This window comes from Legionella cherrii (genome assembly GCF_900635815.1).
In the GTDB taxonomy this organism is placed as follows: domain Bacteria; phylum Pseudomonadota; class Gammaproteobacteria; order Legionellales; family Legionellaceae; genus Legionella; species Legionella cherrii.
In genome coordinates, this window is record NZ_LR134173.1 from 369,014 (window position 1) to 381,243 (window position 12,230).

A 12,230-nucleotide genomic window follows, 5' to 3' on the forward strand; every position below is an offset into this window, starting at 1 on the left:
TTGATTAACCTTGATTACAATTTTGATTGACTTGCTAATGCTAGAGTATGGCTTACTGTTTGATGTATGTACTCTAACAATGGCTTAGGATAAACCCCCATAGCGATAACCATCAAAGCAAGTAGAACGTAAGCACTTAACTCAAAGCCCGAGAGGTCTTTTAATGCAGCAACTTTTTCATTTGCTACGGGACCGAAAATGACTCGTTTATACATCCAAAGATTATAGCCGGCCGCAGTAATTAGAGTCGTAGCAGCCCAGAATGTTATCCAAAAACCGGCCTTCATTGACCCTAAAATCACCATGAACTCACCAACAAAACCCGAGGTTCCTGGCAACCCTGCATTTGCCATACAAAACAGCATAAAGAAAGAGGCGAATATTGGCATGGTATTCACTATTCCGCCCATGTCTGACAAGCGTCGAGTATGCATGCGGTCATAAATATAACCTACACCGGCAAACAGTGCGCTTGAGACAAAGGCATGGGAGATCATGACTACAATTGCACCTTCTAATATCAGGCCTGCAGCACTCAACCCTGTTTGCTTGGCTATAGCAAAGATAGCAAAAGAACCTAATGTTACAAATCCCATATGCGAAATAGAGGAATATGCAATGAGCCGCTTCATATCCTTTTGAATAATTGCGACTAGCGCAATATAGACAATTGCAATTAAAGACAAGGCAATCATGACCCCTGCGTAGCGATTACATGCGTCTGGAACTATTGGTAATGAAAAACGGATAAATCCGTAAGCACCGAGCTTTAATAAAATTGCTGCCAGTACTACTGAACCGCCTGCAGGAGCTTCGGTATGTGCATCCGGCAACCATGTATGAACTGGGAACATCGGAATTTTAATTGCAAAACCAAGAAAAAAGGCAATGAAAATAAGTGTTTGTGCCGTCATTCCTAATTTAATCGAATATAGTGCTTCGATATTAAACGTGCCTGCAATGTAGCCCATATACAAAAAGCTAGCTAACATAAGCACTGACCCTAAGAAGGTATATAAGAAAAATTTTATAGCAGCATATACACGGTTATCTGACCCCCATATTCCAATGATCAGGTACATAGGGATAAGCGTTGCTTCCCAGAAGACATAGAATAAAATAGCATCTAAAGCTGAGAAAACACCGACTAATAGACCTTGCATAATTAAAAAAGCAGCTAAATATTGTGCCACTCTATTGGTAATACTTTCCCAGGTTGCCAATATCACCACTAAATTTGTGAAAATACTCAGTACGATTAAGAGTAAAGACATCCCATCGATACCTAAGCTATAGCTGATCCCTAAGGTAGGCATCCATTGAAATTCCTCCAAATATTGCATTCCCAATACTTTGGGATCAAAACCTGCAACCAGTGGGATACAAAGCAGCAAACAAAGTATTACAGTAAATAATGCCAAATAACGGGAAATATTCGGGCTCCGATCATCTCCAGCGAGAAGAACAAAAACACCGCCTATTACAGGCAACCAAATTAGTAAATTGAGCAAATAATGCATACCTTCACCCTATATTCAGCCGAGTATTAACCAGCATAAAAATCCAAGCAATCCAAAAACCATTACTGCTGCATAATGATACAGATAACCACTTTGTATAGCACGACCTTTAGCTGAAAACCATCTAACAAGTCGACTGCTGCCGTTAACAAACATTCCATCGATGAGCTTTTGATCACCCACACTGTAAAATACAGTTCCTATACCCTTAGAACCTTTCACAAAGAATAAGTTGTTAAATGCATCAAATCCATATTTATTAACAAGTATCTTATAAATGAGTGAAAATTTGCGTGCCAGATAACCTGGAATTGACGGAACAGCGATATAACAAATCCATGCGACAGCAATCCCCGCTAGAGTTATCCAAAGGGTAAGTGAATAAACCGAATGCAACATACTTTCAAAAGGAGAAGTAACTTCATGTGCAAGCTCCGCCAAAACATTATGTTCAGGAAGAACAAACAAGGATGAACCTAAAATTGTCGGGTTATCATATAGCATAGGCATATACAGTACGTAACCCAAGATTATTGAAGGAATAGCAAGAAGAACGAGCGGTAGCCATACGACCCATGGTGACTCATGAACATGGCTCAAGGTATGCTCATCCATTCGTGGTTTGCCATGGAAGGTCATAAATAAAGACCTAAAGGTATACAATGCCGTTACACCGGCGCCAACAAGTACACAGAAATAGGCATAGCCACTTCCAGGTATATGGGATAACTGTGCCGCTTCGATAATAGTATCTTTTGAATAAAACCCTGCCAATGGGGGTAGAGCACAGAGTGCCAGAGATCCAATAACATAGGTTACATAAGTGATGGGCATTTTATTCCATAAGCCGCCCATTTTTCGCATATCTTGTTCATGATGCATTCCAATAATTACTGAACCGGCACCAAGGAATAAGAGCGCCTTAAAACATGCATGAGTGAGAAGGTGAAACATTCCTGCACTATATGCAGAGGCACCCATTCCAACCATCATATAACCTAATTGAGACAATGTTGAATAAGCCACTACTCGCTTAATATCATTCATTACCAATGCTAAAATGCCTGTAAACAGTGCACCGGTTGCACCAATCACCAATACCACGCTTAAGGCAGTAGTAGAAAATTCAATTAACGGTGAAATACGCGCAATCATAAATACGCCTGCGGTAACCATGGTTGCAGCGTGAATCAGTGCGGAAATAGGTGTTGGGCCTTCCATTGACTCAGGTAACCATACATGCAGAGGGACTTGTGCAGACTTACCCATAGCACCCACATATAAAGCCAAACAAATCACGGTAACTAAAGACCAGGGATGTCCATGAAATAACTCGATGCTTTGGCTTGATAAATAATTTACGCTTTTAAATACTGTTTCATAATCGACGCTACCGGTATATGCGAAAACCAGCGCAATACCTATTAGAAAACCGAAATCACCAACTCGGTTCACAATAAATGCTTTAAGGCTGCCTTCAATTGCTGACTCTTTTTGATACCAGAAGCCGATAAGTAGGTATGAAACAAGGCCTACACCTTCCCAGCCAAAGAACAATTGCAAAAAGTTATTTGCGCTTACCAGCATAAGCATCATAAAGGTAAATAAAGAGATGTAACTGAAAAAGCGTTGATATCCATCATCATCTGCCATATACCCAATACTGTAGATATGCACCAGCAATGAGACAAAATTAACAGTCACCAGCATAACAACACTTAGGGGGTCAATCAAAAAACCTATGTTAAATTCAAAAGGAAGGATTAAGCCACCGCTTGCCCAATGATAAAGAACTGTGCTTTCAGTTGGCATGGCACCAGAAAACACTTGCCAAGCAACATACAGTGATACGACAAAAGAAATGGTGACACCAAGGATGGTAGCACTATGGGCCCCGACTCGTCCTATCTGATTACGGAGGAAGCCAGCAATTATGGAGCCTGCCAAGGGAGCTAAAACAATTATTAAACAAAGTTGTTGGATACTCACAATGTTAACCTTTTAAATGATTCATCTTATCTACGTCAATATTGCCTCTATTTCTATAAAGCAACATCACTATCGCTAATCCTATTGCCGCTTCTGCAGCAGCAACTGTTAAAATAAAAAAGACAAAAACCTGACCACTAATCTCACTGTAATAATGAGAAAATGCAATAAAATTAGTATTCACTGCAAGTAACATTAATTCGATACATACCAGCAATAAGATGATGTTTCTACGATTCATCATTATGCCAATAAGACCAAACCCGAATAAAATCGCACCTAAAATTAGGTAATTATTAACCGGTATCATATAGAATTCCCCAACATTATTTTTCTGCTTTCATATTAATTAATTCAACCCGTTCATTTCGACTTGTCAGAATCTGTTGTTTCACATTCTGTCTCTTCGACTTTCTCGGACCTCTATGCACCAGGGTAATTGCAGAAATAATTGCAATAAGCAACAATGCAGCGGCAATCTCAAAAGCCAGTAAATAATCGGTGTACAGAACCATACCTAAGGCTTCGGTGTTTGATAATGACTGTCCTGCGGGATTGTTTTGTGCCACATCAAGAAATTGGGTACTTATGGTCGCGTTGTTTTGTGTTTCAACATTGGACTTAAATGTACCTGCAGGGATAGATACCATTAACAGTCCTGTTAATAACGCAACCAGAATCAAGCCAAAGGGTAAATAACGTTTGTAATGGTTTTTAATTACTTCAATATCAATATTGAGCATCATGACCACGAAGAGAAACAGTGTCATCACTGCCCCCACATAAACCAGTACCAGAATCAGGGCCAGAAATTCGGCCTCTGCAAGTATCCATAATATGGCACTGGCAAAAAAAGTAAGAACCAGGAATAAAACACTACGCACAGGGTTGTCTTGTATGATCACCATAAAGGCAGCACCGACTGCTATAGCCGCAAAAACATAAAAAATAATTGGAACTAATAATTCATGCATACTGTACCCCGTTATCGGTATTTTTCGTCAGCAGCTCGATCTGCTGCAAGTCTTGGCTCCAGCAAATCACCAAGTGCCAGGAGCTTTTCCTTAGTCATAATGTTCTGACCACGTTCGCTAATATGGTAGTGAAGCACTGGTGTAACCACTATCGAATCTACAGGGCAAGACTCTTCACATAAACCACAATTAATGCATTTAAACACATCGATGTCATATCTCGTGGTTCGTCGAGATCCATCTTCACGAGGCTCTGCTTCGATAGTGATTGCCAACGCAGGACAAACCGCTTCACATAATTTGCAGGCGATACATCGCTCTTCTCCATTAGGATAGCGACGTAAAGCCAGCGCTCCCCTAAAGCGAGGAGATATGGGTGTTTGTTCTTCAGGGAATTGAACTGTGGTCTTTTTCTTAAAAAAATATTTACCAGTTAATTTTAAACCCTGCAGTAATTCGATTAAAAGAAAACTGCGTACGTAGTATTTAATAAATTGATATGCTTTTTTCATCGGCTTCTCTATTAACCATTAAAACCAAGGTTTAACATGTGTAACCACCATTAGCGCAGTTACAATAATCCAAACAATGGTGACCGGAATGAGTACTTTCCAACCTAAGCGCATAAGTTGGTCATAACGATAACGAGGAAAAGTAGCTCTTATCCATAAATACACATACAGGAAAAAGCTCACTTTTACGAGTAACCAAACAAAGCCAGGTACAACAAAAAATATATTTTCTAAGAAAGGAATTCCTTCAAAAGGTGACATCCATCCACCCATAAACATAATGCTGAGCAGTACAGAGACAAGAATCATGCTTGCATATTCTGATAAGAAGAATAGTGCGAACCCTATCCCTGAATACTCCACATGGAAACCAGCAACGATTTCAGATTCGCCTTCTGCTAAATCGAAGGGCGCTCTATTGGTTTCGGCAATCCCAGCAATCCAGAATACAAAAAATAATGGAAGAAGAGGAATAAACCACCAGTGTAAAATCCCACCTCTTTGTGAATTGACAATATCTGTGAAATTCATGCTTCCAGCAGCTAATAGTACGCCCACTAAAGCAAAACCCATGGCAATTTCATAAGATACAGTTTGCGCTGTACTCCTTAAAGCACCAAACATTGCATACTTAGAGTTAGATGCCCAACCTGCGATCAGAACACCGTACACTCCGAGGGAACTCATAGCAAAAACGTAAAGTACCCCTGCATTTATATTGGCGAGCACCATCCCCTCTTGAAAAGGAACCACCGCCCAACCAGCTAAAGCCGGAACCAATGCGAATAACGGTGCGGCAATAAAAAGATATTTATTAGAACGGGTAGGGATAATAATTTCTTTGGTGATTAATTTAATTAAATCCGCAATAGGTTGGAGTAACCCTCTTAACCCAACGCGATTGGGTCCTATACGTGTTTGTATATACCCAATAACCTTACGCTCTGCGTATATTAAATATGCAACACATAGTAGCAAAGGTACTACGATTACTAATATTTTAATGATGACCCAAATTAATATGCTAATATCTTGCAGCATTTTCTTACCTGCCTAGCGCTTAATAGTTATTGCAGCAAATGAATGACCCAAATCTACTGTTTCAGGCATCGCGTTTGCTACCCATACAACATCTGCCACAATGCGTTCATCACGTTTTAGCGGCAATGTTATCTCAATATCTCCCTGAGATACAGTAGCAACATCTTCTAATTTCAATCGATCTGCTGTTAGAGGATTGATACGTATGCATGCTTGCTCAGCAGCTGCACATAATTGCAGTTCTTTACTATTTCTGACAATTGCATCGCAGCGATAGAGTGGCCACTCTCCTACTCGAACTAACGATTGATTCATCATTGGTAGGCTCTCAGGATAATAGGGTTTATATTCTTGCTCCATTGTGATTGCAACACTATTTTTAATTTCAGACAAAATATCTTCGGTTGACAAATAATCAAAGCCATCACAATGCAACAAATTACCTAATACTCTCAATATTTTCCATGCTGGTCTTGACTCTCCGTAAGGAGTCAAAGCCCCCTTGACAGTTTGCCAAGTATTATCAACATTAATGTAGGTTCCTGAGGTTTCAGCATAAGGAGCCATTGGTAAAATAACATCCGCATAATCATGCATTGATTCGTGATTGTAAGCAGACATTAATACTACAAACTCGGAAGCAAGCATCGATTGCCTTGCACCATAAGGATTAGCAAAATCAAACCCTGGCTCTACTCCCATTAGAAAATATCCTTTAAGTTTGGCATTTAACGCAGCCTGTACATCCATGCCTGGAGTAGAATCAGCCTTTCCAGCGGTTGTACGATGCGGAACCATGCCCGCCATCCAAGCACCTGCTGTATTGGCACCATGAGTAAGCCGGAGCACTTTGGCACCGCTTAATTTTTCGATATGGGAAATTAAAGTACGGAGTAATGCGGCTTCAGGGTGATTTTCACAAAGAGCACCCGTAATTAAGCACGCTTTATCGTTTTTCAATGCTTTGGCAACCTTTTGAGTAGCCTTGTCAGGTTCAAGTCCTATTAATAATTTTTGTACTGGCGCGGGTAGCGTCTTGAGATCATCAGTAAGCGCTAAAGCAAGCTTTGCAAGTTGCATTGGCATTTCCAATGGTGACACAATGAAACGCTCGCTCAGCTCAAAACGATATTCAAAATCTACTGGGTTTATGGCATAAATGTCGGCACCATTACGATAAGCCTTACGCACCCTTACCCCTGCAAGCGGAACTTCACGATCAATATTACATCCAACCAACACAATCGTATTTTGTTGTTCTACATCTGCATAAGTTAATGAACTTTTTGGAGTCGTTGCCTGAGTTTCTTGATCTCTAAAATCCACTTGTTGCAAGCGGTGATCTAAATTATGAACACCTATTGCACGCATTAATTTTTGCAGCAAGTACATTTCTTCTAATGTAGAAGAGCTTGATGCAAATGCTGCCACTTGTTCTGGGCCGTTTTGTTTTATAACTCGTGCCAAGCCCTCTGCTGCAAATTTTAAAGCAGTTTCCCAATCTACGGTTTCCCATTGGCCATTACGTTTAATTTGTGGCTGGCTTGCTCTTAATGAACTCGTTAAACCAAGGTAGCTAAATCGGTCTCGATCGGACAACCAGGTTTCATTAATTTCTTCATTCTCTTTAGGAACAACTCGCATTAACTGATTACGGCGTGTATGTATATAGATATTAGAACCAAGACAGTCATGGGGCGCGACGCCGTCATGCTGGGTGAGTTCCCATGCTCTAGCTGTAAAACGATATGGTTTTGACGTTAAAGCACCTACCGGGCACAAATCGATAATATTGCCAGAGACTTCTGATTTCATGCTGTGCTGGACATAAGTACCAATTTGCATGTGTTCGCCACGACCGGTTGCACCCAACTCTCTTAATCCCGCTATTTCTTCGCCAAAACGAACACAACGAGTACAATGGATGCAGCGAGTCATTTCGGTTGAAATCAGCTCACCTAAATTATCATCGTCTACTGAACGCTTTGTTTCAGTATATTCTGATGCATCTGCGCCATATCCCATGGATACATCTTGCAGCTCGCATTCACCGCCTTGATCGCAAATAGGACAATCCAGTGGATGATTAATCAGGAGAAATTCCATAACCACTTTTTGAGAATGTAAGGCTTCTTTGGATTTAGTAAACACCTTCATTCCGTCAGTAATTGGAGTAGCACACGCAGGAACTGGCTTGCGGCCATTTTCTACTTCAACTAGGCACATGCGGCAGTTTGCAGCCACAGATAATTTTTTATGATAACAAAAACGTGGAATATGAATGCCTGCTTCATCGGCAACTTCAATAATCATTTTACCGTTTTCTGCTTCAAATGTTTTACCGTCGATTTCAATAGTAGTAGTCATGGTCAAACCTTTTAATTATGCTGCGACAATTGAGCGTTTATGCTTAACGAAATATTCAAATTCATCGCGGAAATGCTTAACAAAACTTTGTACAGGCCAAGCTGCTGCCTCACCTAATGCACAAATAGTGCGTCCTTCGATATTATTCGCAACATTGATTAATTTCTCTACATCCCCAGGTTCTCCATGACCTTCTTTTATACGATGTAATAATCGGACTAACCAGCCGGTGCCTTCGCGGCAAGGTGTGCATTGACCGCAAGACTCATCCATATAGAATTCAGAAATACGATATAAGGCGTCAACCATACAGGTTGTTTCATCCATAATGATTACAGCACCTGAACCTAATCCCGAACCTGCTTTTTGAATGCTGTCATAATCCATATCGAGTTCCATCATGACATCACCAGGTAAAACACGCATGGAAGTACCGCCAGGAATTACTGCTTTAATTTTTCGGCCTTTTATGACGCCACCAGCCAACTCAAGCAGTGTTTTAAATGGTGTTCCCAAAGGAATTTCATAATTGCCAGGTTTATTCACATGGCCACTAACACTAAAGCACTTAGTGCCGCCATTATTTGGTTTACCTAATTTTAGAAACCATTCGCCGCCTTTTTCCATAATCACCGGTACAGAGGCAAAAGTTTCTGTATTATTTATCGTTGTAGGTTTGCCATATAAACCATAATTCGCTGGAAATGGCGGTTTAAATCTTGGCTGACCTTTTTTTCCTTCCAAAGAGTTGAGCAGCGCAGTTTCTTCCCCGCAAATATACGCACCCGCTCCCAAATGATTATACAAATCAAAATCAACACCCGAACCTAGAATATTCTTACCGAGTAGACCGGCTGCATAAGCTTCTTTTAATGCAGCTTCTGTACGCTCATAAGGCAACCAGAATTCGCCGCGGATGTAGTTATAGCCTACAGTAGAACCCATGGTATATCCGGCAATTGCCATTCCTTCGATGAGTTGGTGTGGATTTAAGGTAAGTATTTCTCGATCCTTACATGTGCCTGGCTCACCTTCGTCGGAATTACAGACTACATATTTTTGCACAGGAGTATTACGATTCATAAAACTCCATTTTAATCCAGTAGGGAATCCGGCACCGCCTCGTCCACGCAAAGCAGAAGTTTTTAATTCATCAATAATCGATTGTGGAGAAGTTTGCTCTTTTAATATTTTTCTCCAAGCGCTGTATCCGCCAACACTTTCATAAGCAGATAGTGTCCAGGGCTCTGGTAGATGAAATGTTCGATAACAAACTTGATTTAGTTCAACCACGGCAACCACCTCTATCTTTTTATTGGTATTGTTCCAATACTTTATCTATAGATTCAGGAGTCAGATTCTCATGATAATCCTTGTCCACTTGCATCATTGGTGCGTTAACACAAGCACCTAAGCATTCAACAGATCTTAAGGTAAAACGCCCATCATCTGTTGTTTGACCTAATTTAATGCCTAATTTTTTTTCTAAATGCTCAACAACTGCAGCTGAGTCACGCAGCATACATGAAATATTTGTACAAACATTAATTGAATGTCTGCCGACCTGTTTGAGTTCATACATAGTGTAGAAACTGGCAACCTCGTAAACAGCAATAGCCGGCATATCAAGATAATCAGCTACAGCGTCCATTAATTCTGTGCTTAGGTGGCCATGTTCTTCTTGGACGATTCTCAATGCGCTCATTACCGCAGATTGCTTTTGATCCTGTGGATATTTTGCTATCCAATGATCTATGTCCTTTATTCTTTGAGCTGACACCAATTGATTTAATATTTTTGCTGAATTATCAGACATTTCTAAAAACCTTTTTAAATTGTAATTTTCTGGAACATCTTTTAACGATTATCAAAAATGATATTCCACAAATTAACGATCGATTTCACCAAATACTATATCCTGGCTCGCCAAAATTGCGACACCATCAGCGATCATATGTCCTCTTGTCATCGCATCGTAGCTGGACAGATGCGCAAATCCAGGAGCACGAATTTTCATTCTATAGGGTTTATTAGCACCATCAGATACCATATAAATACCAAATTCACCTTTAGGTGCCTCAACAGCACTATACACTTCTCCAGCTGGCAAACAAAAACCTTCAGTGAACAGTTTAAAGTGATGGATTAAGGCTTCCATATCTTCTTTCATTTCAACACGGCGCGGCGGGGTAATCTTATGATCATCAATGCGAACCGGACCAGGATTTGCTTTAAGCCATTCAATACATTGTCTCACGATGCGATTAGACTGCCTTAACTCTTCTACGCGAACCAAATAACGATCATAGCAGTCACCAGTTTTACCGACTGGAATATCAAAATCCACACGATCATATGCAGCATAACTCTGTTTCTTGCGCAGATCCCATGCAATTCCAGAACCACGAAGCATTGGGCCAGTAAAACCCCATTGCAAGGCTTCTTCAGGGGAAACAATACCGATATCTACAGTACGTTGTTTCCATATTCTATTGTCAGTTAACAAGGTTTCATATTCATCAACGCAATGAGAGAAACGCTCGGTAAATGCCCATAGAAAATCAAGCAGAGTTCCACTTCGATCTTCATTTAGTTTTTCAATTTCACGTTCATTATGCCATCTTGATGCTTTATATTGAGGCATGGTGTCTGGCAGATCACGAGCAACGCCACCAGGTCGATAATATTTAGCGTGCATACGAGCCCCTGATACGGCTTCATAGCAATCAAAAAGGTCTTCGCGCTCTCTGAAACAATACAAAAATACAGTCATTGCTCCAATATCTAATGCAATAGCACCTAACCATAACAAATGATTCAAAATTCGGGTTATTTCATCGAACATGGTGCGAATGTATTGAGCACGAATTGGAGCCTCAATACCTAGTAGCTTCTCTATAGCTCGTACGTAGGCGTGCTCATTACACATCATAGACACATAATCCAGTCTATCCATGTAACCAATCGATTGGAGATAAGGCTTTGTCTCTGCCAATTTTTCTGTTGCTCTATGCAGTAATCCTATATGCGGATCTGCACGAACAATCGTTTCGCCTTCAAGTTCAAGAACTAAACGCAATACACCATGTGCTGCTGGATGTTGTGGACCAAAATTTAGAGTGTAATTCTTTAATTCAATCATTTTTTGCCCCTTTTATCACCAATATACCGGTTATCTTCGCGGATAACCTTGGGCACCAAAACTCTGGGCTCGATATCTACAGGTTCATAGATAACTTTTTCGAGTTTTGCGTCATAGCGCATTTCAACATGACCACTCAGTGGAAAATCTTTACGGAATGGGTGTCCGATAAATCCATAATCAGTTAATATGCGTCTTAAATCAGGATGTCCTTCAAACAAAATACCAAATAAGTCATAAGCCTCACGCTCAAACCAATTCGCGCCCTTCCACAAATCATGTACAGAAGGAACAATTAAATGAGATTCATCTACAAATACTTTAACGCGTAAACGATGATTTTTTTTGGTTGAAAGTAAATGGTAAACTACGGCAAAACGGGGTCTATCCAAAGTATACGCTTTAGTTTCCTGGCGTTCCACGCCTCGAGAGAAGCCACTTCCTGTTGCTGATTCGGTTTCCCAATCATATTCACCATAGAGCAGGTAATCTACAGCACAAAGATCAATAAGTTGATCAAAACAAAATGCGTCCAGATCACGCAATTCCAACATCATTGCTTTTAAAGTTGATATACCACACTCAATAGTTACTTCGTCATAAGCGACAATAATATCATTAATATGGCTTGATAATTCACTTTTGAGTTGTTCAACCAAAGAATCATTTTTTGTCATCTATTTGC

At 40.3% G+C, this 12,230-nt stretch carries 11 protein-coding genes; all 11 read right to left on the reverse strand.

Annotated features, from left to right (window positions below; translation table 11 throughout):
- Positions 1-14: 14 nt before the first annotated feature.
- The 11 genes from EL022_RS01570 to EL022_RS01620 all read right to left on the reverse strand — a co-directional run bounded on the left by EL022_RS01570 (position 15) and on the right by EL022_RS01620 (position 12,222).
- On the reverse strand, positions 15-1,520 hold the full coding sequence (locus EL022_RS01570; RefSeq protein ID WP_028381749.1) for a complex I subunit 4 family protein: 1,506 nt from the start codon (positions 1,518-1,520) through the stop codon (positions 15-17).
- A gap of 15 nt (positions 1,521-1,535) precedes the next feature.
- Positions 1,536-3,509, reverse strand: a complete 1,974-nt coding sequence (gene nuoL, locus EL022_RS01575; RefSeq protein ID WP_028381748.1) for an NADH-quinone oxidoreductase subunit L — start codon at positions 3,507-3,509, stop codon at positions 1,536-1,538.
- Positions 3,510-3,513: 4 nt separating this feature from the next.
- Positions 3,514-3,819, reverse strand: a complete 306-nt coding sequence (gene nuoK / locus EL022_RS01580; RefSeq protein WP_028381747.1) for an NADH-quinone oxidoreductase subunit NuoK — start codon at positions 3,817-3,819, stop codon at positions 3,514-3,516.
- Positions 3,820-3,835: 16 nt separating this feature from the next.
- Positions 3,836-4,483, reverse strand: coding sequence for an NADH-quinone oxidoreductase subunit J (locus EL022_RS01585; protein ID WP_028381746.1), 648 nt, complete (start codon positions 4,481-4,483; stop codon positions 3,836-3,838).
- Between the two features lie 11 nt (positions 4,484-4,494).
- Positions 4,495-4,995: an NADH-quinone oxidoreductase subunit NuoI gene (gene nuoI, locus EL022_RS01590; protein WP_028381745.1), complete on the reverse strand. Its 501-nt coding sequence runs from the start codon at positions 4,993-4,995 to the stop codon at positions 4,495-4,497.
- 18 nt (positions 4,996-5,013) lie between these two features.
- Positions 5,014-6,036, reverse strand: coding sequence for an NADH-quinone oxidoreductase subunit NuoH (nuoH, locus tag EL022_RS01595; RefSeq protein WP_028381744.1), 1,023 nt, complete (start codon positions 6,034-6,036; stop codon positions 5,014-5,016).
- 12 nt (positions 6,037-6,048) lie between these two features.
- Positions 6,049-8,403, reverse strand: coding sequence for an NADH-quinone oxidoreductase subunit NuoG (gene nuoG, locus EL022_RS01600; protein WP_028381743.1), 2,355 nt, complete (start codon positions 8,401-8,403; stop codon positions 6,049-6,051).
- Positions 8,404-8,418: 15 nt separating this feature from the next.
- Entirely contained in the window at positions 8,419-9,696 is a 1,278-nt protein-coding gene (gene nuoF / locus EL022_RS01605) for an NADH-quinone oxidoreductase subunit NuoF (protein WP_028381742.1), read from the reverse strand.
- Positions 9,697-9,715: 19 nt separating this feature from the next.
- Positions 9,716-10,219 carry an NADH-quinone oxidoreductase subunit NuoE gene (gene nuoE / locus EL022_RS01610; RefSeq protein WP_028381741.1) on the reverse strand — a complete coding sequence of 168 codons (504 nt, stop codon included), beginning with the start codon at positions 10,217-10,219 and terminating at the stop codon, positions 9,716-9,718.
- 72 nt (positions 10,220-10,291) lie between these two features.
- Entirely contained in the window at positions 10,292-11,545 is a 1,254-nt protein-coding gene (locus EL022_RS01615; RefSeq protein WP_028381740.1) for an NADH-quinone oxidoreductase subunit D, read from the reverse strand.
- A complete protein-coding gene (locus EL022_RS01620) occupies positions 11,542-12,222 on the reverse strand; it encodes an NADH-quinone oxidoreductase subunit C (protein WP_028381739.1) in 681 nt (226 codons plus the stop codon). The genes EL022_RS01615 and EL022_RS01620 overlap by 4 nt, the downstream gene beginning before the upstream one ends.
- Between the last annotated feature and the right edge of the window lie 8 nt (positions 12,223-12,230).